General features: G+C 59.3%; 23 protein-coding genes. 22 read left to right on the forward strand and 1 reads right to left on the reverse strand.

Features of this window, described 5'->3' with window-relative positions; all coding sequences use genetic code 11:
- Positions 1-53: 53 nt before the first annotated feature.
- From NYP16_RS01950 to NYP16_RS02030, 17 genes are all read left to right on the forward strand, one after another.
- Positions 54-602, forward strand: a complete 549-nt coding sequence (locus tag NYP16_RS01950; protein ID WP_274942426.1) for a hypothetical protein — start codon at positions 54-56, stop codon at positions 600-602.
- 218 nt (positions 603-820) lie between these two features.
- The gene (locus tag NYP16_RS01955) at positions 821-2,230 is read left to right on the forward strand and encodes an MBL fold metallo-hydrolase (protein ID WP_274942427.1); all 1,410 of its coding nucleotides are present in this window, start codon (positions 821-823) and stop codon (positions 2,228-2,230) included.
- Between the two features lie 179 nt (positions 2,231-2,409).
- The gene (ffh, locus tag NYP16_RS01960; protein ID WP_274942428.1) at positions 2,410-3,855 is read left to right on the forward strand and encodes a signal recognition particle protein; all 1,446 of its coding nucleotides are present in this window, start codon (positions 2,410-2,412) and stop codon (positions 3,853-3,855) included.
- A gap of 57 nt (positions 3,856-3,912) precedes the next feature.
- Positions 3,913-4,341, forward strand: coding sequence for a 30S ribosomal protein S16 (rpsP, locus tag NYP16_RS14470; RefSeq protein WP_346742431.1), 429 nt, complete (start codon positions 3,913-3,915; stop codon positions 4,339-4,341).
- A 22-nt stretch (positions 4,342-4,363) separates the two neighbouring features.
- Positions 4,364-4,924, forward strand: coding sequence for a ribosome maturation factor RimM (gene rimM / locus NYP16_RS01970; RefSeq protein ID WP_274942429.1), 561 nt, complete (start codon positions 4,364-4,366; stop codon positions 4,922-4,924).
- Positions 4,921-5,664: a tRNA (guanosine(37)-N1)-methyltransferase TrmD gene (gene trmD, locus NYP16_RS01975; RefSeq protein WP_274942430.1), complete on the forward strand. Its 744-nt coding sequence runs from the start codon at positions 4,921-4,923 to the stop codon at positions 5,662-5,664. The genes rimM and trmD overlap by 4 nt, the downstream gene beginning before the upstream one ends.
- Positions 5,665-5,733: 69 nt before the next feature.
- The gene (gene rplS, locus NYP16_RS01980; RefSeq protein ID WP_274942431.1) at positions 5,734-6,120 is read left to right on the forward strand and encodes a 50S ribosomal protein L19; all 387 of its coding nucleotides are present in this window, start codon (positions 5,734-5,736) and stop codon (positions 6,118-6,120) included.
- Positions 6,121-6,323: 203 nt separating this feature from the next.
- Positions 6,324-7,745, forward strand: coding sequence for a 3-isopropylmalate dehydratase large subunit (gene leuC / locus NYP16_RS01985; protein WP_274942432.1), 1,422 nt, complete (start codon positions 6,324-6,326; stop codon positions 7,743-7,745).
- Between the two features lie 18 nt (positions 7,746-7,763).
- Positions 7,764-8,378 carry a 3-isopropylmalate dehydratase small subunit gene (gene leuD, locus NYP16_RS01990; RefSeq protein ID WP_274942433.1) on the forward strand — a complete coding sequence of 205 codons (615 nt, stop codon included), beginning with the start codon at positions 7,764-7,766 and terminating at the stop codon, positions 8,376-8,378.
- A gap of 17 nt (positions 8,379-8,395) precedes the next feature.
- Positions 8,396-9,502: a 3-isopropylmalate dehydrogenase gene (gene leuB, locus NYP16_RS01995; RefSeq protein WP_274942434.1), complete on the forward strand. Its 1,107-nt coding sequence runs from the start codon at positions 8,396-8,398 to the stop codon at positions 9,500-9,502.
- A gap of 44 nt (positions 9,503-9,546) precedes the next feature.
- The gene (locus tag NYP16_RS02000) at positions 9,547-10,569 is read left to right on the forward strand and encodes an aspartate-semialdehyde dehydrogenase (RefSeq protein WP_274942435.1); all 1,023 of its coding nucleotides are present in this window, start codon (positions 9,547-9,549) and stop codon (positions 10,567-10,569) included.
- A gap of 161 nt (positions 10,570-10,730) precedes the next feature.
- Complete coding sequence (locus tag NYP16_RS02005) at positions 10,731-11,609, forward strand: HpcH/HpaI aldolase/citrate lyase family protein (RefSeq protein ID WP_274942436.1); 879 nt, start codon at positions 10,731-10,733, stop codon at positions 11,607-11,609.
- Positions 11,610-11,614: 5 nt separating this feature from the next.
- Positions 11,615-12,664 (forward strand): MaoC family dehydratase, encoded by a 1,050-nt coding sequence (locus tag NYP16_RS02010; protein WP_274942437.1) that lies wholly within the window; start codon positions 11,615-11,617, stop codon positions 12,662-12,664.
- Between the two features lie 459 nt (positions 12,665-13,123).
- Positions 13,124-13,519 carry a succinate dehydrogenase, cytochrome b556 subunit gene (sdhC, locus tag NYP16_RS02015; RefSeq protein WP_274942438.1) on the forward strand — a complete coding sequence of 132 codons (396 nt, stop codon included), beginning with the start codon at positions 13,124-13,126 and terminating at the stop codon, positions 13,517-13,519.
- A 3-nt stretch (positions 13,520-13,522) separates the two neighbouring features.
- Positions 13,523-13,903, forward strand: a complete 381-nt coding sequence (sdhD, locus tag NYP16_RS02020) for a succinate dehydrogenase, hydrophobic membrane anchor protein (protein ID WP_274942439.1) — start codon at positions 13,523-13,525, stop codon at positions 13,901-13,903.
- Between the two features lie 9 nt (positions 13,904-13,912).
- Positions 13,913-15,703 (forward strand): succinate dehydrogenase flavoprotein subunit, encoded by a 1,791-nt coding sequence (sdhA, locus tag NYP16_RS02025; RefSeq protein ID WP_274942440.1) that lies wholly within the window; start codon positions 13,913-13,915, stop codon positions 15,701-15,703.
- A gap of 17 nt (positions 15,704-15,720) precedes the next feature.
- On the forward strand, positions 15,721-16,503 hold the full coding sequence (locus NYP16_RS02030) for a succinate dehydrogenase iron-sulfur subunit (protein WP_274942441.1): 783 nt from the start codon (positions 15,721-15,723) through the stop codon (positions 16,501-16,503).
- Positions 16,504-16,785: 282 nt separating this feature from the next.
- On the opposite strand, the gene NYP16_RS02035 is transcribed toward NYP16_RS02030, so the two are convergent.
- Entirely contained in the window at positions 16,786-17,007 is a 222-nt protein-coding gene (locus NYP16_RS02035) for a hypothetical protein (RefSeq protein WP_274942442.1), read from the reverse strand.
- A gap of 129 nt (positions 17,008-17,136) precedes the next feature.
- Here NYP16_RS02035 and zapE point away from each other — a divergent pair, with 129 nt between their 5' ends.
- The 5 genes from zapE to NYP16_RS02060 all read left to right on the forward strand — a co-directional run bounded on the left by zapE (position 17,137) and on the right by NYP16_RS02060 (position 24,869).
- Positions 17,137-18,333 (forward strand): cell division protein ZapE, encoded by a 1,197-nt coding sequence (zapE, locus tag NYP16_RS02040; protein WP_274942443.1) that lies wholly within the window; start codon positions 17,137-17,139, stop codon positions 18,331-18,333.
- Positions 18,334-18,845: 512 nt separating this feature from the next.
- Complete coding sequence (gene mdh, locus NYP16_RS02045; protein ID WP_274942444.1) at positions 18,846-19,808, forward strand: malate dehydrogenase; 963 nt, start codon at positions 18,846-18,848, stop codon at positions 19,806-19,808.
- Positions 19,809-19,831: 23 nt separating this feature from the next.
- A complete protein-coding gene (sucC, locus tag NYP16_RS02050; RefSeq protein WP_274942445.1) occupies positions 19,832-21,001 on the forward strand; it encodes an ADP-forming succinate--CoA ligase subunit beta in 1,170 nt (389 codons plus the stop codon).
- On the forward strand, positions 21,002-21,877 hold the full coding sequence (gene sucD, locus NYP16_RS02055) for a succinate--CoA ligase subunit alpha (RefSeq protein ID WP_274942446.1): 876 nt from the start codon (positions 21,002-21,004) through the stop codon (positions 21,875-21,877). It begins immediately after the preceding gene.
- 85 nt (positions 21,878-21,962) lie between these two features.
- Positions 21,963-24,869, forward strand: coding sequence for a 2-oxoglutarate dehydrogenase E1 component (locus tag NYP16_RS02060; protein ID WP_274942447.1), 2,907 nt, complete (start codon positions 21,963-21,965; stop codon positions 24,867-24,869).
- Positions 24,870-24,930 lie beyond the last annotated feature (61 nt).

Here is a 24,930-nt window from a genome sequence, read left to right on the forward strand (position 1 = left end):
GAGGGAGGACCTTTGGTTGCGACCCATGTCTTGAAATTTTAGGGGGGAACCTTATGGAATTGACTTTATCGACCGTGAAAGGGCCTATTTTGGCCCTTGTGGGTCTTGTGACGCTGTCGGGCTGTGCATCGATCATTGACGGTACGTCTCAATCGATCAGCGTTGCGACAAACCCGCCAGAAGCAAAATGCGATCTTTGGCGTAATTCTCAGCTGCTGTCGAGCATGACGACGCCGAACAGTATGGTGATAAAGAAAACCAAGCATGACATTGATGTTATATGCCGCAAGACCGGCTATCACGATGCTTCCTTGCATGTGAAATCCGAAATTCAGGATGCCACTTGGGGAAATATCGTAGCGGGTGGCGGTATTGGCTGGGCAATTGACTCGGCGTCGGGGGCCGACAATAAATATCAGGAATTCCTGAACATCACGCTCGTCCCGGTGCAGGTGGGAGAGACCGCAGCTAAACTTTCGGCTCCGAGCATGTCCGGGAAGGTCGAGGCGAATAAGCCGTCGAAAGCCGTCGCCAAGGAGGAGAAGGAAGCCGTGGCCGAGCCACAGGCGGAAACGCCCCCTAAAGCGGAAGGTGATTTGTAGGATAAAACGTTGATATAGCAATGGAAAGGCGGCAACGCGGCCTATCGCGTTGCCGCAAATCCAACCTAAAGCTCTCCTGAATGCAAGAGAGCTTTAGGTTGTTACATGCGTTCAGTTTACGTTAAAAATACTTATTATGCTGATGAAAGACCCATGGCATGAGGGGTGGTTCAGCTAACTTTCTACACAAAGTGACTTTGTTAAGTGTTGGGGGACTAATGCGAACTGCTTTTGTCGGGCATGCGGCGGTGTTGATTGAGGCGAACGGGCTCAGGATTCTGTCGGATCCCTGGTGGGAAGGGCCTTGTTTCGGAACCCAGTGGTGGGTCTATCCGCGGCCCGATCTGTCGCAAGTCGAAGGGCAGGTTATTGATTATATTTATATTTCTCATGGCCATCACGATCATCTGCATTTGGGGACCCTGCGCCGTTTGACAGCAGGGGCAAAAATTCTCGCCAATGCCGGGTCGGATGTGGTGCCATTCCTGCGCGATTGCGGTTTTACCGTGATCGAGATCGCGGATGATGAGGAGTGTGACCTTGGGAACGGCGTGCGTTGCCGTCTGGTTGCGACCTGTAGTGACGATACTCTGCTGGCTGTGAGCGATGGCGAGAGGGTCTGCGTCAATCTCAATGATGCGCTGCATGCCGCGCCGCGCCTAGTGCAGGATCGTATTATTGCCGATCTGAAGGCCTGGTATCCGACCATTGATTATCTCTATTGCGGCTATGGCATCGCCTCTCATTTCCCCAATTGCTATGTGGTTCCGGGCATGGACCGGGCGGCGACAGCGGCGCGGCGGCAGGCTTATTTCAATCGTCAATGGGTGCGGATCGTGGCCGAGCTTGCGCCGCGCTATGCCTTTCCCTTCGCGGCTGATGTGGCCATTCTCGAAGAAGATCTGATCTGGGCCAATGAGCCGGTTCACAACAGTGAGCGTCCGACGGACGTGTTTCGGGCTTATCACCCGGATGTGCCGACAAAAGTGTATGATATTGCGCCTGGCTTTAGGATGGAGGGCGATGTGCTGGTGCATAAGGCCCTCTTCGAACCGGTTGATCTGGCTGATTTGAAGGTGACCTACGCGGCTGAATATGCGGTCGCTAACCGCATTTCGAAAATTCCGGCCGATGGGATTGATGGTCTGGTCAGTCTAGTGGCTGACAATGTCGAGATGTGCCGGGATTATCTCGCTGAATTTTCTGGAAATTACCGTGTTCTTCTCAGTTTGAAAGATGCGGGTGAGGCGATCCGGATCGAGAAAAAAGGGCGGACGATCCATGTGGATAAGGTGCCTGTGGATGATCTCGGGGCCGGGGGCTATGACTTATTGTTCACCACCCGGTTTGCCTATTTGCGTCGTGCTTTGACCAATATCTATGGCGGGGAAGTGCTTTATGTGGGGTCGGGCTGTGTGATCGAATATCGCAATGCTGCCATGGTCAAACGCAATCTACACCGCGATCTTCTGGCTCTGTTGCGTCATCGCACAAAGGCGCCGCCTTCGCGCTTTGGCGATCAGTCAAAGCTCATGTTCCTGATCAAGCAGACGGTCAAGCGGCTGCTTGGGAAGGTGGAGCCGGATCTTTATGACCTTGATAGCTGGGTTGTTCGCGAGCGGACTTGAGGGGCCGTCGCTGTTGCCTTGACTCGGGGGGGCAATCCGCCTAATGTCCGCCCGTTTCCGCAGTATCGGAACAGCCAAGCATCTGTGACAGATTGAAGTCCGGGTGTCCGCCAGTCAGCGAGATTTCGCCCACTGGCGCTGTTCTTGTTTGTGCGGATCTGGAATTTAGGACCGGATATATGTTCGACAGTCTGAGTGACAAGCTGGGTACGATCCTTGGCAAGCTGCGTAAAAGCGGAGCTTTGTCCGAGGCTGACGTGACCGCTGCCATGCGGGAAGTGCGGGTGGCGCTTCTTGAGGCTGACGTTGCGCTGCCGGTGGTCAAATCCTTTGTCGACAAGGTCAAGAACCGCGCCATCGGTCAGGAAGTCCTGCGTTCGGTGACGCCGGGTCAGATGGTCGTGAAGATCGTTCATGATCAGCTGGTCGAGATGTTGGGTGGCAAGCTCGAAGACGGCGCGACCCCGGGCATCAGCCTGGCCGCCGATCTGCCGGTGCCGATCCTGATGGTCGGTTTGCAGGGCTCGGGCAAGACCACCTCGACCGCGAAGATCGCCAAGCGCTTGCATGAAAAACAGCGCAAAAAGGTGCTGATGGCGTCGCTTGACGTTCAGCGCCCTGCGGCGCAGGAACAGTTGAAAATTCTTGGTGAACAGATCGGCGTCGCCACGCTGCCGATCGTGCCCGGCCAGATGCCGGTGGATATCGCCAAGCGAGCCATGAACGCCGGACGGCTTCAGGGCTTTGACGTGGTCATTCTCGACACTGCCGGGCGGCTTCATATCGATGCCGCCTTGATGAGCGAAGTGCAGGCGGTGCGCGATGCGGTCAATCCGCATGAGACGCTGCTGGTGGCCGACTCGCTCACCGGTCAGGACGCGGTCAATGTGGCCAAACAGTTTGACGAGCAGGTGGGCATCACCGGCGTCGTGCTGACCCGTATGGACGGCGACGGACGCGGCGGCGCGGCTTTGAGCATGCGTGCCGTGACCGGCAAGCCGATCAAACTTGCCGGGGTCGGCGAAAAGCTTGACGCCCTTGAAGATTTCCATCCCGATCGCGTGGCCAGCCGCATTCTTGGCATGGGCGACGTTGTCGGTCTGGTGGAGCGGGCGGCGGAAAGCATCGCCACCGAAGACGCCGAGCGCATCGCCAAAAAGATGAAGGCGGGCAGCTTTGATCTCGATGATTTGCGCATGCAGTTGAAGCAGATGACCAAGCTTGGCGGCATGTCCGGCATTCTTGGCATGCTGCCCGGCATGGGCAAGATGCAGCAGGCCATGGCCAGCGCCAATATGGATGACGGCGTGCTGCGCCGTCAGATCGCCATCATCGAATCAATGACCGCCAAGGAACGCCGCAAGCCGGACCTGTTGAATGCCTCCCGCAAACGTCGTGTTGCGGCGGGTGCCGGGGTTGGCGTGCCGGACATCAATCGGCTTTTGAAAATGCATCAGCAGATGGCCACCATGATGAAGAAAATGGGCAAGGGTGGCGGCCTGTTGAAAGGCCTGTTCGGTGGTGGCGGAATGCCCGGCGGGATGGGTGGCCTTGGTGGCTTCGGCGGAGGCATGGGCGGGGGCGGCTTGCCCCCTGGATTTGATAAGTTTTTGCCCAAGAAGTGAGTGGGCGCATTTCACAATTTGATTTATCGACAGATTTGAACACTGAAAGGAATACCAATGTCGCTTAAAATTCGTCTCGCTCGTGGTGGTGCCAAGAAGCGTCCGTACTACCGCATCGTTGTTGCTGATTCGCACAGCCCGCGCGATGGCCGCTTTCTTGAAAAGATCGGCACCTACAACCCGGTTCTGCCGAAAGACGGCGGCAATCGCGTAGTCCTCGACACCGAGCGTGCTGCTCATTGGCTGTCGCAGGGCGCGATCCCGACCGATCGTGTGGCGCGTTTCTTTGACGCTGCTGGCCTTCTGACCCGCACCGCACGCAGCAACCCGAACAAGGGCAAGCCGGGCGCGAAGGCTATGGAGCGCAAGGAAGCTGCTGAAGCCGCTGCCGCTGCAGTCGTTGCTGCCGCCGCCGCTGCTGCCGAAGCTGCCGCCGCTCCGGCTGCTGCACCGGCTGAAGATGCCGCTGAAGGCGCTGCTGAATAATTCTAACGGATAAGGCTTGAGAATGACCGATCGCCGCACGCATGTTGACCCTGGGCCTGACTGGGTCTGTCTGGGTCAGGTTACGGGCGCGATCGGGGTCCGTGGCGAGATCAGGGTCAAGTCCTTTACGACGGACCCGAAATCGTTGCAGTCCTATGGGGCGCTTACGGTTCTGCCGGGCGGCGAGACCATGGATTTCAAGCTGTTGCGGGTGGTGAAGGACGGGCTCGCCATGCGGGCCGAGGGTGTCACCGACCGTGATGCGGCGGAAGCGCTGCGGGGCAAGCGGCTTTATGTGCCGCGGGCCCGGCTGCCGGAACCGGACGAGGATGATTTCTACCATGCCGACCTCATCGGCCTTCGGGTCGAGGATGCGGCGGGGCAGGAATTGGGTCATATCCGGGCGGTGCATGATTTCGGCGCGGGCGATGTTCTTGATGTGGCGGCTGTGGCCGGGGGGCAGGGCTTTATGCTGCCCTTCACTCGGGAGGCTGTGACGCTTGTGGATATCAAGGGGGGGCGGATCGTTGCCGTACCACCCGAGCCCGCGACGGAAGATGACCGGCCGGAGCCTGAGGAATGAGCGGGGATCCGGACCGGCGGCCGTGGACGGCGCAGGTCCTGACCTTGTTTCCGGAGATGTTTCCGGGGCCTCTCGGGATGTCTTTGGCGGGTAAAGCGCTCGAAAAAGACATTTGGGGGCTTGAAACGCTGGACATTCGCGGTTTCGCGCGCGATAAACACCGCATTGTCGACGACACCCCTTCGGGTGGCGGCGCAGGTATGGTGATGCGGGCCGATGTGCTTGCAGCTGCCATTGATACGGCCCGGCAGGGTCGCCCCGATCAGGTGGGGCGGGAAGCCTGGCCGCTGATTTACTTCTCGCCGCGTGGGCGGGTGATGGATCAGGCGCTGATGCGGACGCTCATGGCGGGCGAGGGGGTGACCCTCATCTGCGGGCGCTTTGAAGGGGTCGATGAACGGCTTCTTGAAGGGCGGGCGGTCGTTGAAGTCAGTCTTGGCGATTTCGTCCTTTCGGGCGGCGAAATCGCGGCCATGGCCTTGATCGATGCCGTGGTGCGTCTGTTGCCAGGAGTAGTTGGCGCGGCCGAGACCCTGTCTGAAGAAAGTTTCGAAGAGGGTCTTCTTGAATACCCTCACTACACCCGGCCCCAGATTTGGGAGGGTCGGGAAATCCCGGAGGTTCTGACCTCGGGGAACCACGGCAAAATTCGCGCCTGGCGGCGGGAGCAAGCCGAACGATTGACGCGGGAACGGCGTCCAGATCTGTGGGCTCGATATCGGGCAGGCAAGTCGGATTAGTTTCCTTGAAACAACTGATGGACCGGCCACGGCCGGGATCACGCAACAAGAATTGAAAAGGTCAAACAGATGAACACGATCCAGAAGCTTGAAGCTCAGGAAGTTGCCAGACTCGTCGCCACCAAGCCGGTCCCGGATTTTGCACCGGGCGATACGCTCAAGGTGTGGGTGAAGGTGGTTGAAGGCACCCGTGAACGTCTGCAGGCCTTTGAAGGCGTCTGCATCGCCCGTGGCGGCGCCAGCATCAATGCGGCCTTCACGGTCCGCAAGATCTCGTTCGGCGAAGGTGTTGAGCGCGTATTCCCGCTGTACGCTCCGACCGTCGACAAGATCGAAGTTCTGCGTCGCGGCCGTGTTCGTCGCGCCAAGCTTTACTATCTTCGTGGCCTTACCGGCAAACGCGCTCGAATTACCGAGAAAAAGGATTATCGCGCCGCCGGAACGGGTGAGAAATAAGACCCTTTTCGGACGGCATCGCCGCCCGGAGAGAGTCTGCTTATACGTCCGGGGGGCGGCCCAGCGCGGGTCGCGGCCCTTCCAGTTAGGTGAGGTCCGGGACCCCGTAGGGGGTGCCGGACCTTTTCGTGTAAGTGAACGACTGCATAAGTAACGGTGGCGATCCCATATAAGAACCAATGGGGATTATGAGGAGAGTGACGATGACTGGACAAAACGCAAAGGCCCGGACGCTCTATGACAAGATCTGGGACAGTCATGTGGTCAGTGCGGATCAGGACGGCACGACCACCATTTATATCGATCGCCATCTTGTGCATGAGGTGACGAGCCCGCAGGCGTTCGAAGGATTGAAACTGGCCGGACGTAAAGTGCGCCGCCCTGACGTGACGCTGGCCATGCCGGACCATAACGTGCCGACGACTGCGGATCGGGCGACCCGTATCGACGATCCCGAATCGCGCACGCAGCTTGATGCCCTTGAAGCGAACTGTAAGGAATTTGGCGTTCCCTATGTGCCCATGCTCGACGCCCGTCAGGGGATTGTGCATGTGACCGGGCCGGAGCAGGGCTTCACGCTGCCGGGCGCGACCATCGTTTGTGGTGACAGCCATACGGCGACCCATGGCGCCTTTGGCTCGCTGGCCTTTGGCATCGGCACGTCGGAAGTTGAACATGTGCTGGCGACCCAGACGCTCATTCTGACACGTGCGAAGAATATGCTGGTGCGGGTCGAAGGCGAGCTTGGCGCGGGCGTGACCGCGAAAGACGTGGTGCTGGCCATTATCGGCAGGATCGGCACCGCAGGCGGCACCGGTCATGTGATTGAATTCGCCGGGTCGGCCATTCGCGGGCTCAGCATGGAAGGCCGCATGACGGTCTGCAACATGGCCATCGAAGGTGGTGCGCGGGCCGGGCTTGTGGCTCCGGACGACACTACGTTTGAGTATGTGAAGGGCCGTCCCTACAGCCCGAAGGGTGCCGTTTACGAACAAGCGGTCCATTATTGGCGCACGCTTCAGACCGATGAGGGGGCGCATTTCGACAAGATCGTCGAGCTTCGGGCCGAGGATATCGTGCCGCAAGTGACCTGGGGCACAAGCCCCGAGGACGTGTTGCCGATCACTGGTCTCGTGCCCAATCCCGAAGATACCGCGGACGAGGTCAAACGCGCTTCGATCAGCCGCGCCCTGACCTATATGGGTCTGACGGCGGGCATGAAGCTTGAGGACGTGAAGATCGATCGCGTGTTCATCGGCTCCTGCACCAACAGCCGGATCGAGGATCTGCGCGCGGCGGCCAAGATCGTTCAGGGCAAGCATGTGGCGTCTCATGTGGGCGCCATGGTGGTTCCGGGCTCGGGCCTCGTGAAACTGCAGGCCGAGGAAGAGGGACTTGACCAGATCTTCCTCGATGCCGGTTTTGAATGGCGTGAGCCGGGCTGTTCCATGTGTCTTGCCATGAACCCCGACAAGCTTGAGCCGGGCGAGCGTTGCGCCTCGACCTCGAACCGCAATTTCGAAGGTCGTCAGGGGGCTGGCGGACGCACCCATCTGATGAGCCCGGCCATGGCGGCGGCTGCGGCCATCACAGGGCATCTGACTGACGTGCGGCAGTTCGGCTAAGACCAGGGAGAACGGAAAATGGAAAAGTTCACGACGATTACCGGCATTGCCGCACCGCTCCCCATGGTCAATATCGATACCGATATGATCATCCCGAAGCAGTACCTGAAAACCATCAAGCGCTCGGGCCTCGGCAAGGGGGCGTTTCATGACATGCGCTATGACGAAAACGGCGATCCGCGTCCTGATTTCGTGCTGAATAAAGAGCCCTATACCAAGGCGCAGATCCTGGTGACCGGGGCTAATTTCGGCTGCGGATCAAGCCGGGAGCATGCGCCTTGGGCCATTCTGGACCTGGGCATCCGCTGCGTCATCGCACCAAGCTTTGCCGATATTTTCTACAGCAACTGCTTCAAGAACGGCATTCTGCCGATCGTCGTGCCGCAGGATATCATCGACAAGCTGTTGGATGATGCCGGACGCGGGGCCAATGCCATCATCACCGTCGATCTGGAAAATCAGGAAATCTCGGGCCCCGACGGCGGGCGCGTGCATTTCGAGATTGATCCGTTCCGCAAGCATTGCCTGCTGAATGGGCTCGACGATATCGGCATCACGCTTGAGCATGCGGGCGATATCGACAGTTATGAAAACCGTCAAAAGACGGATCAGCCCTGGATGGTTCGGGGCTAAAGGGGAAAGCGCGTAACATGGCATATACTATTCTGATCGTTGCCGGCGACGGCATTGGCCCGGAAGTCATGGGCGAAGTGCGGCGGGTGATTGACTGGCTCGGGGCCCATCGCGGCTTTGATGCCGAGGTGTCCGAGGATCTTGTCGGCGGCTGTTCCTATGACCAGCATGGCGTTCCGGCGACCGACGCGATGATTGAAAAGGCCAAGGCGGCGGATGCGATCTTGCTTGGCGCCGTGGGTGGTCCGAAATGGACCGCCACGTCTTATGACAAGCGCCCGGAAGCGGGATTGTTACGGCTCCGTAAGGATCTTGAGCTGTTTGCCAACCTGCGCCCGGCCATTTGCTTTGCGCCGCTTGTGGACGCGTCGAGCCTGAAGCGGGAGCTTGTGGAAGGTCTTGATCTGCTGTTCGTGCGCGAACTGACCGGCGGGGTCTATTTCGGTGAGCCGCGCGGGATCGAGGTTCTGGCCGACGGCAGCCGCCGTGGGGTCAATACCCAGGTTTATACCACCGAGGAAATCCGCCGCGTCGCCCGCATCGCCTTTGAACTCGCGGGCAAGCGTCAGGGCAAGGTGACCTCGGCCGAGAAATCGAACGTCATGGAATCGGGCCTGCTGTGGCGCGAGGAAGTGACCGAGGTTCATAAGGACTTCCCGGAAATCAAGCTTGACCACATGCTGGCGGACAATTGCGCCATGCAGCTGGTGCGCGCGCCGAAGCAGTTCGATGTGATCGTGACGGACAATCTGTTCGGGGATATCCTGTCGGACGAGGCGGCCATGTTGACGGGCTCGCTCGGCATGTTGCCGTCGGCGTCGCTTGGGGCGGCGGACGCGTCCGGTCGCCGGGCCGCGCTTTACGAGCCGATTCATGGCAGCGCGCCGGATATTGCCGGCAAGGGCGTGGCCAATCCGATCGCCAGCATTCTTAGTTTGGCCATGGCGCTGCGCTATTCCTTCGATCGCGGGGCCGATGCTGATCTGGTTGAGCAGGCGGTTGAACAGGTTCTGACTGATGGCATTCGCACCGGCGACATCATGCAGCCGGGCAAGACCCAGGTCGGCAGCAAAGGCATGGGTGACGCCATTCTGGCGGCAATGGCAGTGCTTGCAGGCAAATAAGTAGAAAATTCAATATTTAACGCAGAGACTATCTGGAGATAACAATGGGATATCGTGTGGCAGTGATCGGCGCTACGGGCAACGTAGGCCGCGAAATGTTGAACATTCTGGCCGAGCGCCAGTTTCCGGCCGATGAAGTGATCGCGCTCGCCTCGCGGCGCTCGCTCGGTCAGGAAGTGACCTTTGGTGACAAGACGCTGAAGGTGAAGGCCCTGGAAGATTTCGACTTCACCGGCGTCGATATCGCCTTGATGTCGGCGGGCTCGGGCCCGGCCAAGGAATGGTCGGCGAAGATCGCTGAAAAGGGCTGCGTCGTCATCGACAACAGCTCCTATTTCCGCATGGATAAGGACGTGCCGCTGATCGTGCCGGAAGTGAACGCCGACGCCATCGCCGGTTACACCAAAAAGGGCATCATCGCCAACCCGAACTGCTCGACCGCGCAGATGGTAGTGGCGCTGAAGCCGCTTCATGATGTGGCAAAGATCAAGCGCGTTGTCGTTTCGACCTATCAGTCGGTGTCGGGCGCGGGCCATGAGGCCATGGATGAGCTGTTCACCCAGACCAAGCGCATCTATACGAACGAGGAACTGGCACCGAAAAAGTTCCCGAAGCAGATCGCGTTCAACGTGATCCCGCATATCGATACGTTCATGGATGACGGCTACACCAAGGAAGAATGGAAGATGGCCGCCGAAACCATGAAGATCATGGATCCGGACATTCTGGTCACCGCAACCTGCGTGCGTGTGCCGGTGTTCGTCGGCCATTCGGAATCGCTCAATATCGAATTCGAAAAGCCGATCAGCGAAGATCAGGCCCGTGAAATCCTGCGCTCCGCCCCGGGCTGCATGGTCATCGACAAGCGCGAAGCTGGTGGTTACATGACCCCGGTTGAATGCGTCGGCGATTACGCCACCTTCATCAGCCGCATCCGCAAGGATCCGACGGTGCCGCATGGTCTTGCCATGTGGGTGGTGTCGGACAATCTCCGCAAGGGCGCGGCCCTCAACACGGTGCAGATCGCCGAGACGCTGATCAATCGCTTCCTGAAAAAGGCAGCTTGAGTCTATTACCCTAAGGGGTGACGAAACGGCCGGAGGAGACTCCGGCCGTTTTTTGTTGGCTCATGCGCGCCTTGGTTGTCCGAACAACTTGAGTCCTGCCCGGGGCGCGCTATAGTGCGGTGCAACAACCACAAATGATCAGCATCCCGAGGAGGTCCGCCATGGCTCGTATCGCTCGCCCCCGCCGTTCTGTTCTTTACATGCCGGGGTCGAATACCCGTGCCCTGGAAAAGGCCAAGACGCTCGCCGCCGACGTGCTCATTCTCGATCTGGAGGATGCGGTGTCGCCGGAGGCGAAGCTTGAGGCGCGGGCCAATGTCTGCGCGGCAGTTCAGGCAGGCGGCTTTGGCGGGCGCGAGTTGCTGATCCGGGTCAATGGTTTCGACACCCCATGGGGGCATGACGACATCCGCGCGGCGGCGGCGGCGCAGCCCCACGGCATTCTGCTGCCGAAGGTCGAGTCGGCGGCGAGCGTGCGGGCTGCCGAAAAAATTATGATCGAGGGCGGGGCCGGGCCGGACGTGGGCCTCTGGTGCATGATGGAGACGCCGCGCGGGATCCTGCGGGCCGAGGAAATCGCCGGGGCGACGCCGCGTCTTCATGGCTTTGTCATGGGGACGTCGGATCTCGCCAAGGATCTTCACGCTCATCACACGGCCATGCGGCTGCCCATGCTGCCGTCGCTGGCCATCTGCCTGCTGGCGGCGCGGGCCGAGGGGCTGGCGATCGTTGATGGTGTTTACCTTGACCTCAAGGATGATGAGGGCTTCCGGCTGTCCTGCCAGCAGGGGCTTGAGCTTGGGTTTGACGGCAAGACGCTCATTCATCCCAATCAGATCGCGGGGGCCAATGAGCTGTTTGCGCCGTCCCCGGCCGATATCGACCTCGCCCGCAAATTCATCGCCGGGTTCGAGGCGGCGAAAGCCGAGGGCAAGGGCGTGGCCGTGGTTGACGGCAAGCTCGTGGAGGCGCTTCATGTGGAGAACGCCCGTCGTCTTGTGTCCCTGTCGGACGCCATTGCTGCTTTGGCGCAGGAGTAGGGGTCATGAAAAATCTGGCCGGCAATTTCTTTGAAGATTTTCGTATCGGGCAGGATATCCGCCATGCCACGCCACGCACGCTGACGGCCGGGGATGTGAGCCTTTATATCGCCCTTTACGGCTCCCGTTTCGCGCCGCAGTCGTCGGAGGAATTCGCGCGTGAGCTTGGGCTCCGGGCGGCGCCGATCGATGATCTTCTGACCTTTCATATGGTGTTCGGCAAGACGGTGCCGGACCTTTCCCTGAATGCGGTGGCCAATCTCGGCTATGCCGACGGGCGGTTTTTGCGGCCGGTTTTTGTGGGCGACACCCTGAGCACCACGAGCAAGGTGATCGGTCTCAAGGAAAATTCAAACCGCAAGTCGGGCAATGTCTATGTGCGTTCGACCGGGCGTAACCAGCATGGCGAAATCGTGCTTGATTATGTGCGCTGGGTGATGGTTAAAAAGCGCGACGAGAGCGCGCTTGTGGCTGAAACACTGGTGCCCGATCTGCCGCATCACGTGACGGTCGACCGGCTGGTGGTGCCGGACGGGCTCGATATGCGGCTTTATGACGCCGAACTCGCCGGGTCGCCGTTCTTCTGGGATGATTATGTCGCGGGTGAGAAGATCGACCATGTGGACGGCATCACCATGGAGGCCGCCGACCATATGCTGGCGACGCGGCTTTATCAGAATACGGCGCGGGTGCATTTCAACCTCCATGTGGAGCGCGGCGGCCGGTTGGGCGAGCGCATCGTATATGGCGGCCATGTGATCAGTCTGGCGCGGGCCTTGAGTTTCAATGGCTTGGGAAATGCGGTCTTCATCGCTGCACTCAATGGCGGGCGTCATGTGGCGCCTTGCGTGGCCGGGGACACGGTCTATGCCTGGAGCGAAGTGCTTGATAAGGCAGAACTTCCGGGGCGGACGGATGTAGGGGCCTTGCGGCTGCGGCTGGTGGCTTTGAAAAATGAGCCGTCGACGGGGTTTCTCGACCGTATGGCTGATGGGGGTTATCATCCGTCGGTGGTGCTGGATCTGGATTACTGGGCGCTGTTGCCAAGGCGCTAGGGGCGGGGCCTCAGACGTCATCGCGAGCCGCGTAAGCGGCGTGGCGATCCAGGGCCTTGGTTAGTTTCGGGGCGGTAGGGCTGGATTGCTTCGGCTGCGCCTCGCAATGACGGTGGTTTGGTGGGTGGTATTGGTGGGTTCGTCTTCAGTTGTCATTGCCGGGCTTGACCCGGCAATCCATGGTGCTGGCGTTCCTGTGTTTCCGTGGATTACCGGGTCAAGCCCGGTAATGACAATGGAGTAGTGTGGGGATCCCTGTCCCCACGGTGTCAACACAGCAAAATCAAACACTGTTTTGCGCAATTTTCGGCCTGTGTCGCGGCGGGGATGGGAAAGTGTCTTGCCCTATCGGGATGAAGTGACTAAAAACTGGGTCCATTGATCGGCGCCTGTCCGATGCTGTCTGCTGTGCGGCGGCATCATGTGGGACGGACGGGCATGGAATAGAGAGGATTCCCGATGGCGAAGCCGAACCGGCCTTTGTCTCCTCACCTTCAGGTTTATCGTTGGGGGCTCCATATGGTGCTCTCCATTTTGCATCGTGCGACCGGCGTCGCCCTGGGTGTGGGCACCTTGTTGCTCGCCTGGTGGCTGATTTCGCTGGCGAGCGGGCCGGAAGCCTTCGCTCAGGCGCAATCCTGCCTTTCGAGCTGGCTCGGCCGGCTGGTGTTGTTCGGCTTCACCTGGGCGCTTATGCTGCATTTGTGCAATGGCATCCGTCATCTTGTCTGGGATACCGGGCAGGGCTATGACCTTGACGCCGTGCGGGTGAGCAACTTCGTCGTCCTCGGCGGGTCCGTCGTGCTGACGCTTGCAGCCTGGATATTCGCCTATTGCATGTTGGGGGGAGCCTGAGCCATGAGCCTCAGAACAGCTTTGGGCCGCGTGCGCGGCCTTGGATCGGCGAAAGACGGCACCCATCACTGGTGGATGCAGCGCGTCACCGCTGTGGCGCTTATTCCGCTCACGGTCTGGATCGTTGCCTCTCTGGTGGCGCTCGTGGGTGCGGATTATGAAACCGTGCGGACCTGGATGGCCATGCCGCTTGTGGCGATCCTGTTCATTCTGTTCCTCGCCACCGGGCTTTACCATCTGCGCCTCGGCATTCAGGTGGTGATCGAAGATTACGTGCATAGCGAAGGCGTCAAGATCGTGAGCATGATGGCTCTGACCTTTGCCTGTGTGCTGGTTGCTGCGGCGTCTATTTTCGCCGTCCTCAAGATCGCGTTCCAAGGATAAGGACATCCCATGACTGCGGCTTATCCGATTATTGAACATACTTATGACGTCGTTGTTGTCGGTGCGGGCGGCTCGGGCCTCCGTGCGACCATGGGCATGGCGGAAGCCGGGCTGAAAACGGCTTGCATCTCCAAGGTCTTCCCGACCCGTTCGCACACTGTTGCGGCGCAGGGCGGCATTGCCGCCTCGCTTGGCAACATGGGGCCGGACAAATGGCAGTGGCATATGTTCGACACCGTCAAGGGGTCGGACTGGCTCGGCGACCAGGACGCCATCGAATATATGGTCCGCGAGGCTCCGGCCGCGGTTTATGAACTGGAACATTACGGCGTTCCGTTCTCGCGCACCGAAGACGGCAAGATCTATCAGCGTCCGTTCGGCGGCATGACCACAGAATTTGGCGAAGGCCCGGCCGCACAGCGCACTTGCGCCGCTGCCGACCGTACTGGTCACGCCATGCTGCATTCGCTCTATCAGCAGTCGCTGAAATATGACGCGGATTTCTATATCGAATTTTTCGCCATCGACCTCATCATGGTGGATGGCGAATGTCGCGGCGTCGTGGTCATGGATATGGCCACCGGCCAGATGCATCGGTTCAAGGCCCATATGGTGGTGCTGGCGACCGGTGGGTATGGCCGCACCTATTTCTCCTGCACCTCGGCTCATACCTGCACTGGCGACGGCGGCGGGATGGTGTTGCGTGCAGGGCTGCCGCTTCAGGATCTGGAATTCGTGCAGTTCCATCCGACCGGAATTTACGGCGCGGGCGTGCTGATCACCGAAGGTGCGCGCGGCGAAGGCGGTTATCTTGTGAACGGCAATGGCGAGCGTTTCATGGAACGCTATGCCCCGTCGGCCAAGGATCTTGCGTCCCGCGACGTGGTCAGCCGCTCCATGGCCATGGAAATCCGTGAAGGCCGTGGCGTTGGTCCGCATAAGGATCATATCTATCTGCATCTGGATCATCTTGATCCGGCCATTCTCCATGAACGTCTGCCGGGTATCTCGGAATCGGCGCGGGTGTTTGCCGGTGTCGATGTGACCAAGCAGCCGATCCCGGTTATCCCGACCGTCCATTACAACATGGGTGGTATCCCGACCAACTTCCGTGGCGAAGTCGTGACGTTGAAGGATGGCCAGCCGGATACGGTGGTGCCGGGTCTGATGGCTGTAGGCGAGGCCGCCTGCGTGTCGGTCCATGGCGCCAATCGTCTGGGCTCCAACTCGCTCATCGACCTTGTGGTGTTCGGCCGGGCGGCTGCGCATCGTGCGGCCGAGATCATCAAGCCGAATACGCAGCATAAGCCGCTGCCGTCGGACAGCGCCGATCTCGCATTGTCGCGTCTCGATGCGGCGCGCTTTGCGAACGGCTCGTCCTCGACCGCCGACATCCGCCTCAAGATGCAGCGCACCATGCAGGGCAACTGCGCCGTGTTCCGCACCGGCGAGGTGATGCAGGAAGGCATGAAGCTGATCGATGACGTCTATAAGTTGCTGCCGGATGTGAAGGTCACCGACCGCTCGCTGATCTGGAACAGCGATCTGATCGAAACGCTCGAACTTGACAACCTGCTGCGTCAGGCCGTCGTCACCATGCATTGCGCGGAAAACCGTAAGGAAAGCCGTGGCGCGCATAAACGTGAAGATTACAGCGATCGCGATGACGAGAACTGGATGAAGCACACAGTGGCCTGGTTCAATGACGCCGGCAAGGTGACCATCGATTATCGTCCGGTGCATACCTACACGCTGACCGACGAAATCGAGTACATCAAGCCCAAGGCCCGGGTATACTAAGATTGGGATGAACCGATATGGCTGAGTTTAAGCTTCCCGCCAATTCGCGGATCACCGAAGGCAAGACCCACAAGGCCGAAGCCGGGGCTAAGAACGTCAAGGCGTTCAAGGTCTATCGCTGGAATCCGGATGATGGCCAGAACCCGCATATGGACACCTATGAGGTGGACCTGGATAAATGCGGGCCGATGGTTCTTGATGCGCTGATCAAGATCAAGAACGAGGTCGATCCGACCCTGACCTTCCGTCGCTCCTGCCGTGAAGGTGTTTGCGGCTCCTGCGCCATGAACATCGACGGCATGAACACGCTCGCCTGCACCAAGGCGATCCATGACGTCAAAGGCGCGGTCAAGGTCAACCCGTTGCCGCATATGGAAGTCATCAAGGACCTGGTTCCGGACATGACGCATTTCTATGCGCAATATGCCTCGATTAAGCCGTGGATGCAGACCGAGACGCCGACGCCATCGAACGGCGAACGCTTGCAGAGCCATGAAGACCGCGCCAAGCTCGATGGTCTTTATGAATGCATTCTCTGCGCCTGCTGCTCGACGTCCTGCCCGAGCTATTGGTGGAACGGTGACCGTTACCTCGGCCCGGCCATTTTGTTGCAGGCCTATCGCTGGCTCATCGACAGCCGCGACGAGAACACCGGCGAACGGCTCGATAATCTCGAAGATCCGTTCCGGTTGTATCGTTGCCACACGATCATGAACTGCGCCAATACCTGCCCGAAAGGTCTCAATCCGGCGAAAGCCATCGCCGAGATCAAGAAGATGATGATCGAGCGTCGCGCGTAAGCGCGGGTGACAAGATTTTGAAAATGGCCGGGCTTGTCCCGGCCGTTTTTGTTTGTGGGGGGTTTAAAAGTGTCATTGCCGGGCTTGACCCGGCAATGACACTGAGAGAGGACGAACAACTGTCGTCATCGCGAGCCGCGTTAGCGGCGTGGCGATCCAGGTGCTTTCTTCGGCGGCAGGACTGGATTGCTTCGGCTGCGCCTCGCAATGACAATTTGCAGTGATGTGTCATGAAAAAGGCCCCGGAATATGGGGCCTTGGTGGCGGGGCTTCTGTTTGCGATTAGTAGAATTCGCGCACTTCTTCCACTTCGCGGATGACGAAGCCTTTGCTGGCCGGGTATTTGCGGGTGATTTGCTGGCGGGCTTCCTCTTGGGTGTGGGCCCGGATTTCGATGTAATGGATTTCCGCCCATTCATCGTCGAGATCACGATGGCGGTCGCCGACGCTCAGGCAGTCACGCACGTTCTGGTTGTAAATTGCGGCCTCGAATTTTTTGATCATGGTAGGTTACCTTGGCACGGTCCGGACATTCAGTGGGATGGTCGCAATAACCTCTGAAAAATTGGTTAATTCTCCATTACTCCGCTCGGATCTTGTCAGCTGGCGGGCTTTCCGTGTATCACTCCCGGCATGACAGAATTGGCGTTCAAGGATCTTTGCAGCGATAGCGCAACCGGACCACAGGCGGTGTTCGATGGCTTGCGGGCGCGGGGCTCGCTCAAGCCGGATGTGGCGCAGGATAAGGTGGTGCGGCGGTTGCAGCAGCTTTATGACGACCTGGCCGCGCCGCTGCCGGAAAAGCCTGGCTTTTTGCGTTGGCTGTTCGGGAAATCGGAGCCAGAGGTCCAGGGGCCGCGCGGGATTTATATCTATGGCGAGGTCGGGCGTGGCAAGTCCATGCTGATGGATCTGTTTTTTTCGACCGCCCCGGTCACGGCCAAGCGGCGGGTGCATTTTCTGTCCTTCATGCTGGAAGTCCATGCGAAAATCCATGCCTGGCGGCAGATGACCCCTGACGAGCGCGTGGCCAAGGCAGGCAAGGATGCGGGGGACGATCCGATTCCGCCGCTGGCTCAGGATATCGCGGCCGGGGCGCGGTTGCTGTGCTTTGACGAATTCCAGGTGACCGACGTGGCCGACGCCATGATCCTGAGCCGCCTGTTCACGGGGCTGATGGCGGCGGGTGTGGTGATCGTCGCGACGTCGAACCGGGTGCCCGAGGATTTATATCTGAACGGCTTGAACCGGCAGTTGTTCCTGCCCTTTATTGCTTTGGTGCGCGAGCGTCTGGATGTGGTCATGCTGAGCGGGCCGACCGATTACCGCATGGCGCGTTTGGCCGGGGCCAAGGTCTATCATTGGCCGATCTCGGACGCGGCCACCAAGGCGCTGTCGGAGGCGTTCTATCGCCTGACCGACAACGAGGTCGGCGACCGCGCGGCTGTGGGCCCTGAGGAGATCGAGGTCCAGGGCCGCATGCTGCATGTGCCGGTCGCCGCGCGTGGAGTGGCGGTGTTTTCCTTCAAACGGCTATGTGAAAATCCCTTGGGCGCGGCGGATTATCTGGCCATCGCCTGGCGCTATCATACGGTGATCATTGTCGGCATCCCGCTCCTTGGGCCTGAGAAGCGCAACGAGGCCAAACGGTTTGTGACCCTGATCGACGCCTTATATGAAAATGGCGTGAAGCTCCTCTGCTCGGCCGCCGCCGCCCCTGAGGGATTGTATCCCGCAGGGGACGGGGCGTTCGAGTTCCATCGCACGGTCTCGCGGCTCAATGAAATGCAATCGGCCGATTATCTCGCCCGGGGCCACGCGGTCACGTGATCGGCGCTGGAGGCCGCTGCCACCAGCGCCTCTCTGCGGAATACTGGACGGATTTGGTCTGTTACCCTTTCCTTAAATGTTTTATGCTTAAAGCAATTGAGGCCGCCTGTTGCTGAGGACGGTTCAGGCGGCGTATGGTGGAACAAGGATCGCGGCGGGTGCGAAGTTTCTGTGGCTGGATATGGCGAGGGGCGGTTTTCAGGAATGGAAATTGCCGGATTTTTGCAAAAATGTGGAATATTCATGCGCTTGTTCCGGGTTCATTGGCGGTTTTGCGCACGATCCATGCAGATTTTTTATCCCGGCCCTGCGTGCCTGGTGGCTTGCGAATGGCTGCGTTTCGGTTTAAACCGCTTGCAGTTAAACTCGGCAGTGATTCCAGCGCTTCTGGCTGTTTTCGTCATGCGGTCGCGCCGCTCCGCTGCTGAGCCGCACCACAGTCACGCAGTCAGACCAAGTTCCAACGTCACGTTTCTTAATAGACAATAATCCCGAACCGGAGTTAGAGCACAATGGCACGGAAGAAAATCGCACTGATCGGCGGCGGTCAGATCGGTGGGACGCTTGCGCATCTCGCTGGCCTCAAGGAAATGGGCGATATCGTGATCTTCGATATTGCAGAAGGCCTGCCCCAGGGCAAAGCGCTGGACCTCGCGCAGTCGGCGGCGGTCGATGGCTTTAATTCCACGCTCTCCGGCACTCAGGATTACAAGGATATCGCAGGCGCGGACGTGATCATCGTCACCGCTGGTGTGCCGCGCAAGCCGGGCATGAGCCGCGATGACCTGCTTGGCATCAATCTGAAGGTCATGAAGTCGGTGGGCGAGGGCATCAAGGCCAATGCACCGGACGCCTTCGTGATCTGCATCACCAATCCGCTGGACGCCATGGTTTGGGCGCTGCGCGAATTCTCGGGTCTGCCGCATCACATGATCGTTGGCATGGCTGGCGTGCTTGACAGCTCGCGCTTCCAGCATTTCCTCGCTGACGAATTCAATGTCTCGATCGAAGACGTCTCCGCTTTCGTGATGGGCGGTCATGGCGACACCATGGTGCCGCTGCCGCGCTATTCGACCGTGGCTGGCATTCCGCTGCCGGATCTCGTGGCCATGGGCTGGACCAGCCAGGAAAAGCTCGATCAGATCGTGCAGCGCACCCGTGACGGCGGCGCCGAGATCGTCAAGCTTCTGAAGACCGGTTCGGCTTTCTATGCTCCGGCGGCTTCGGCCATTGAAATGGCTCAGTCCTACCTGAAGGACAAAAAGCGCGTTCTGCCCGTTGCGGCTCATCTGAACGGCGAATATGGCATGAAGGATCTTTATGTCGGCGTGCCGGTGGTGATCGGTGCAAACGGTGTCGAGCGTGTTGTTGAAATCAAGCTCAACGATGCGGAAAAGGCGGAATTCGATAAGTCGGCCAATGCGGTGAAAGAACTCATCGCGGTGTGCAAGACTCTTGAACCCAGCCTCGCATAAGAACCGCAGAGGGAGATTAGAGTATGAATATTCATGAGTATCAAGCCAAGGGTCTCTTGGCGCGGTACGGTGCACCGGTGCTTAAGGGCGGTGTTGCCTATACGGCTCAGGAAGCCGAACAGGTCGCCAAGGAAATTGGCGGCCCGGTCTGGGTGGTCAAGGCCCAGATCCACGCTGGCGGTCGCGGCAAGGGCGGCGGCGTCAAGGTTGTGAAGTCGGTGGAGGACGTGAAAGAGACGGCGGCCAAGATGCTTGGCATGACGCTCATCACCCACCAGACCGGCCCCGAGGGCAAGGAAGTCAAGCGCGTCTATATCGAAGATGGCTGCCAGATCGATAAGGAGCTGTATATCAGCTTCCTGGTTGACCGCGCCACCAGCCGCGTCGCCATCATGGCTTCGTCCGAAGGCGGCATGGACATTGAAGAAGTCGCCGAGGCGACGCCTGAGAAGATCATCACCGTCGCCATCGACCCGGTCTCGGGCCTGTCGGGCTTCCATGCTCGCAAAGTGGCCTACGGCTATGGCCTGACCGGCAAGGCGGCGTCGAATTGCGTGAAGGTGGTTCAGTCGCTTTACAAGGCGTTCGTGGATCTCGATTGCGCCATGCTTGAAATCAACCCGCTGGTGGTGACGAAGGCGGAAGACATCGTGGTGCTCGACGCCAAGATGAGCTTCGATTCGAACGCGCTGTTCCGTCACAAGGACGTGCTCGAACTGCGCGATCCGGACGAAGAAGATCCGATGGAGCTCGAAGCTGCGAAGCACGAGCTGAATTATATCAAGCTTGATGGCAACATCGGCTGCATGGTCAATGGCGCCGGTCTTGCAATGGCGACCATGGACATCATCAAGCTTTCAGGCGGTGCGCCTGCGAACTTCCTTGATGTGGGCGGCGGAGCGACCAAGGAACGCGTCACCGAAGCCTTCAAGATCATTCTGTCCGACCCGAACGTCGAAGGCATTCTGGTCAATATCTTCGGCGGCATCATGCGTTGTGATGTGATCGCTGAAGGTGTTGTGGCAGCCGCCCGTGAGGTCAGCCTGACGGTGCCGCTTGTGGTGCGTCTGGCCGGCACCAATGTGGAACTCGGCAAGAAGATCATGAGCGAAAGCGGCTTGCCTATTATTGCTGCCGATGATCTCGGAGATGCTGCCGTTAAGGTAGTCAAAGCGGTGAAGGAGGCAGCATAAATGGCGATTTTCATCAATTCTGAAACCAAGGTCATCTGCCAGGGTTTCACCGGCTCGCAAGGCACGTTCCATTCGGAGCAGGCCATTGCTTACGGGACCAAAATGGTTGGCGGCGTGACCCCCGGCAAGGGCGGCACCAAGCATCTCGATCTGCCGGTGTTCGACACTGTGGCCGAAGCCCGCGCCCGCACCGGCGCCAATGCCAGCGTCATTTACGTGCCGCCGCCATTCGCAGCTGATGCCATCCTCGAAGCCATCGACGCCGAAATCGAACTGGCCATCTGCATCACCGAAGGTATTCCGGTGCTGGACATGGTCAAGGTGAAGCGCGCCCTTCAGGGCTCGAAGACCCGCCTCGTCGGTCCGAACTGCCCGGGTGTCATCACCCCCGGCCAGTGCAAGATCGGCATCATGCCGGGCCATATTCACCGTCCGGGCAAGGTCGGGATCGTGTCGCGCTCTGGCACGCTCACCTATGAAGCTGTGGCCCAGACCACGGCTGTGGGTCTTGGCCAGTCGACCTGCGTCGGCATCGGCGGCGATCCGGTCAACGGCACCAACTTCATCGACGTTCTTGAAGCCTTCCTTGCGGATGACGACACCGATTCGATCATCATGATCGGTGAAATCGGCGGCAGCGCCGAAGAAGAAGCCGCAGAATTCCTGAAGCAATCGAAAGTTAAGAAACCTGTGGTTGGCTTCATTGCCGGCCGTACGGCGCCTCCGGGCCGTCGCATGGGCCATGCAGGCGCGATTATTTCGGGCGGCAAGGGTGGCGCTGAAGACAAGATCGCTGCGATGCGCAGTGCTGGGATCGTGGTGGCGGAAAGCCCCTCGACCCTTGGCACCACGCTCTATTCGATCCTGAAAGGCTAAGTCTATTTCTTGACCGGCCCGGTGGTTTTCGGGCCGGTCATTCTCTCTCATTCAAGGGGCGGGGCAATCCCCGCAAGAGATTAAGATGGCGGTAGGTCTTGACGATCTTCTTTTTCCCGGCGGCGTTTCGAGCGCTTTCGTGGAGCAATTGTTCCGGCGGTATGTGGAAGACCCGCAATCCGTCGACCCGACATGGCAAGCATTTTTCAGGGACCTCGGCGATGACGCCAGGTCCCTGATTTCTGCCTCGGGCAAGGGCCGGAACGGCGATTGGCGCATGCCCCAGGACGCGGATATTCTGGAGGCTTTGACCCCCGGATATGTGGCGCCACGGCCAAAAAAGCCGGGCAAGAAGACAGTCTCTGAAAGCGATGTGCAGGCGGCGACGCTCGACAGCATTCGTGTGCTGATGATGATTCGCGCCTATCGTGTGCGCGGTCATCTGATGGCTCATCTCGATCCGCTCGGTCTGGTGGAGGAGCCGCCGCATCCGGAGCTTGATCCGGAGAGCTATGGCTTTACCGAAAAAAATTTCGACCGTCCGATCTTCATCGACAATGTGCTTGGGCTTGAAACGGCCAGCGTGCGCGAAATTCTTGCGATTCTGCGCCGCACCTATTGTTCGACCGTCGGCGTCGAGTTCATGCATATCTTCCAGCCCGAGGAAAAGTCCTGGATTCAGGCCAAGATTGAAGGCCGGGAAAAGGAAATCCAGTTCACCCCCGAAGGCAAGCGCGCCATTCTGAAGAAACTGACCGAGGCGGAAGCCTTTGAACAGTTCCTCGCGCGCAAATATGTGGGCACCAAGCGCTTCGGTCTCGATGGCGCGGAAAGCCTCATTCCGGCCATGGAAGCCATCGTCAAGACCGGCGGCCATATGGGCCTGCAGGAAATGGTGCTCGGCATGCCGCATCGCGGCCGCCTGAACGTGCTGGTGAATTTTCTGCAGAAGCCGTTCCGTGCCGTGTTCCATGAATTTCATGGCGGGTCTTATCACCCGGATGACGTGCAGGGCTCGGGCGACGTCAAATATCACCTTGGCACCTCGTCGGATCGTGAATTCGACGGTAATCTTGTGCATCTGTCGCTGACCGCCAATCCGTCGCATCTTGAAGCGGTGGACCCGGTGGTGCTCGGTAAGGTGCGCGCGAAGATGGTGCAGCGCAACGACCGTCAGGGCAACAGCGTGATGCCGGTTCTGCTCCATGGTGACGCGGCCTTCGCCGGTCAGGGGCTGGTGGCGGAATGTCTTGGCCTCATGGGGCTCAAGGGCTATCGCACCGGCGGTACGGTGCATATCATCGTCAACAACCAGATCGGCTTCACCACCGCACCAAGCTATTCGCGCTCCTCGCCCTATCCGTCGGATGTGGCGAAAGCTGTGCAGGCGCCGATCTTCCATGTGAATGGCGATGATCCGGAAGCGGTGGTCTATGTCACCAAGCTTGCGACCGAATATCGTCAGACCTTCCACAAGGATGTGGTGGTCGACATGTTCTGCTACCGCCGCTTTGGTCATAACGAAGGTGACGAGCCGGCATTCACCCAGCCGATCATGTATCAGCGCATCCGCAATCAGTCCTCGACGCGTGAAATTTACGCCAAGCGGCTGATCGCCGAAGGCGTGATCACGGCCGACGAGGCGCAGGCCATGCGCGCCGAGTTCGACGAGGTTCTGGAAAAGGACTTCGAAGCTTCGACCTCCTACAAGCCGAACAAGGCCGATTGGTTGGAAGGCCGCTGGTCGGGTCTTGGGCTTCCGGACGTCGACCGCCGGGCTCAGACCGGGGTGCCGATCGACAGCCTGCGTGATATTGGTCACGCGATCCTGACCGTGCCCGAAGGGTTCGACATGCACCGCACCTTGAAGCGGAACATCGAAGCCCGGGCGCGCATGATCGATACCGGTGAAGGCATCGACTGGTCCACGGCGGAAAGCCTGGCTTACGGTACGCTTGTGAAGGAAGGCTTCCGGGTTCGCCTGTCCGGTCAGGATTCGCAGCGCGGCACCTTCAGTCAGCGTCATTCTGTCTGGATCGACCAGAAGACCGAAGAACGCTATGTGCCGTTGAACGCCCTGACCCAGAACGATCTGTTCGAAGTCCATGACAGCTCGCTGTCGGAAGCGGGTGTGCTTGGCTTCGAATATGGCTTCAGCCTGGCCGAACCCAATGCGCTTGTGCTGTGGGAAGGCCAGTTCGGCGATTTCGCCAACGGCGCTCAGGTCATCATCGACCAGTTCATCACCTCGGCCGAACGCAAATGGCTGCGCATGAGCGGGCTCGTGATGCTGCTGCCCCATGGCTATGAAGGTCAGGGACCGGAGCATTCCTCGGCTCGTCTCGAACGCTATCTGCAGATGTGCGCCGAAGACAATATCCAGGTTGCGAACGTCACCACGCCGGCGAACTATTATCATATCCTGCGCCGGCAGATGCACCGCAACTTTAGGAAGCCGCTGATCATCATGACGCCGAAGTCGCTGTTGCGACACAAGCGGGCGGTCTCCTATCTGACCGACATGGGCCCGGGCACGCAGTTCCATCGTGTGCTGCGCGATCATGCCGAACTTCAGGGAGCCGAACGTCAGGATCTGCTGAAGCTGAAGCCCGACGCCAAGATCAAGCGCGTCGTTCTGTGCAGTGGCAAGGTCTATTACGATCTCATCGAGGCCCGGGAAGAAGGCAAGCAGGACGATACCTATATCCTGCGGGTCGAGCAGCTCTATCCGTTCCCGCAGGATGCCGTGGTTAAGATCCTCAGCCGCTTCACGAATCTGGAGCGTGTGGTGTGGTGTCAGGAAGAACCCAAGAATATGGGTTCCTGGTACTTCATCCAGCCCTATCTTGAAGAGGTCATCGATGCGGTGAGGCCGTCGCTCGGACGCCCGGTCTATGCCGGACGCGATGCATCGGCGGCAACGGCCACCGGGCTCATGTCCAGACATCTCAAACAACAGGCCGAATTGCTTGAAAAGGCGCTGACCGCTTGACGGTCCGCCTTTTGAGCCGCAGGTTTGCTATAGATATACGCGCAGAAACAGTGGAGCTAAT

It is taken from the genome of Govania unica (assembly GCF_027920805.1).
GTDB lineage: Bacteria > Pseudomonadota > Alphaproteobacteria > Sphingomonadales > Govanellaceae > Govanella > Govanella unica.

Bases quoted from the DNA above. Each gene is read 5' to 3' on its own strand.
- sucD (WP_274942446.1), top strand. From the start codon at position 21,002: ATGGCGATTTTCATCAATTCTGAAACCAAGGTCATCTGCCAGGGTTTC.
- sucC (WP_274942445.1), top strand. From the start codon at position 19,832: ATGAATATTCATGAGTATCAAGCCAAGGGTCTCTTGGCGCGGTACGGT.
- NYP16_RS02035 (WP_274942442.1), bottom strand. From the start codon at position 17,007: ATGATCAAAAAATTCGAGGCCGCAATTTACAACCAGAACGTGCGTGAC.
- trmD (WP_274942430.1), top strand. From the start codon at position 4,921: ATGAGCGGGGATCCGGACCGGCGGCCGTGGACGGCGCAGGTCCTGACC.
- NYP16_RS02005 (WP_274942436.1), top strand. From the start codon at position 10,731: ATGGCTCGTATCGCTCGCCCCCGCCGTTCTGTTCTTTACATGCCGGGG.
- sdhC (WP_274942438.1), top strand. From the start codon at position 13,124: ATGGCGAAGCCGAACCGGCCTTTGTCTCCTCACCTTCAGGTTTATCGT.
- NYP16_RS02010 (WP_274942437.1), top strand. From the start codon at position 11,615: ATGAAAAATCTGGCCGGCAATTTCTTTGAAGATTTTCGTATCGGGCAG.
- zapE (WP_274942443.1), top strand. From the start codon at position 17,137: ATGACAGAATTGGCGTTCAAGGATCTTTGCAGCGATAGCGCAACCGGA.
- NYP16_RS01955 (WP_274942427.1), top strand. From the start codon at position 821: ATGCGAACTGCTTTTGTCGGGCATGCGGCGGTGTTGATTGAGGCGAAC.
- NYP16_RS02060 (WP_274942447.1), top strand. From the start codon at position 21,963: ATGGCGGTAGGTCTTGACGATCTTCTTTTTCCCGGCGGCGTTTCGAGC.
- rpsP (WP_346742431.1), top strand. From the start codon at position 3,913: ATGTCGCTTAAAATTCGTCTCGCTCGTGGTGGTGCCAAGAAGCGTCCG.
- leuC (WP_274942432.1), top strand. From the start codon at position 6,324: ATGACTGGACAAAACGCAAAGGCCCGGACGCTCTATGACAAGATCTGG.
- rplS (WP_274942431.1), top strand. From the start codon at position 5,734: ATGAACACGATCCAGAAGCTTGAAGCTCAGGAAGTTGCCAGACTCGTC.
- leuD (WP_274942433.1), top strand. From the start codon at position 7,764: ATGGAAAAGTTCACGACGATTACCGGCATTGCCGCACCGCTCCCCATG.
- NYP16_RS02030 (WP_274942441.1), top strand. From the start codon at position 15,721: ATGGCTGAGTTTAAGCTTCCCGCCAATTCGCGGATCACCGAAGGCAAG.
- leuB (WP_274942434.1), top strand. From the start codon at position 8,396: ATGGCATATACTATTCTGATCGTTGCCGGCGACGGCATTGGCCCGGAA.
- ffh (WP_274942428.1), top strand. From the start codon at position 2,410: ATGTTCGACAGTCTGAGTGACAAGCTGGGTACGATCCTTGGCAAGCTG.
- mdh (WP_274942444.1), top strand. From the start codon at position 18,846: ATGGCACGGAAGAAAATCGCACTGATCGGCGGCGGTCAGATCGGTGGG.
- NYP16_RS01950 (WP_274942426.1), top strand. From the start codon at position 54: ATGGAATTGACTTTATCGACCGTGAAAGGGCCTATTTTGGCCCTTGTG.
- rimM (WP_274942429.1), top strand. From the start codon at position 4,364: ATGACCGATCGCCGCACGCATGTTGACCCTGGGCCTGACTGGGTCTGT.
- sdhD (WP_274942439.1), top strand. From the start codon at position 13,523: ATGAGCCTCAGAACAGCTTTGGGCCGCGTGCGCGGCCTTGGATCGGCG.
- NYP16_RS02000 (WP_274942435.1), top strand. From the start codon at position 9,547: ATGGGATATCGTGTGGCAGTGATCGGCGCTACGGGCAACGTAGGCCGC.
- sdhA (WP_274942440.1), top strand. From the start codon at position 13,913: ATGACTGCGGCTTATCCGATTATTGAACATACTTATGACGTCGTTGTT.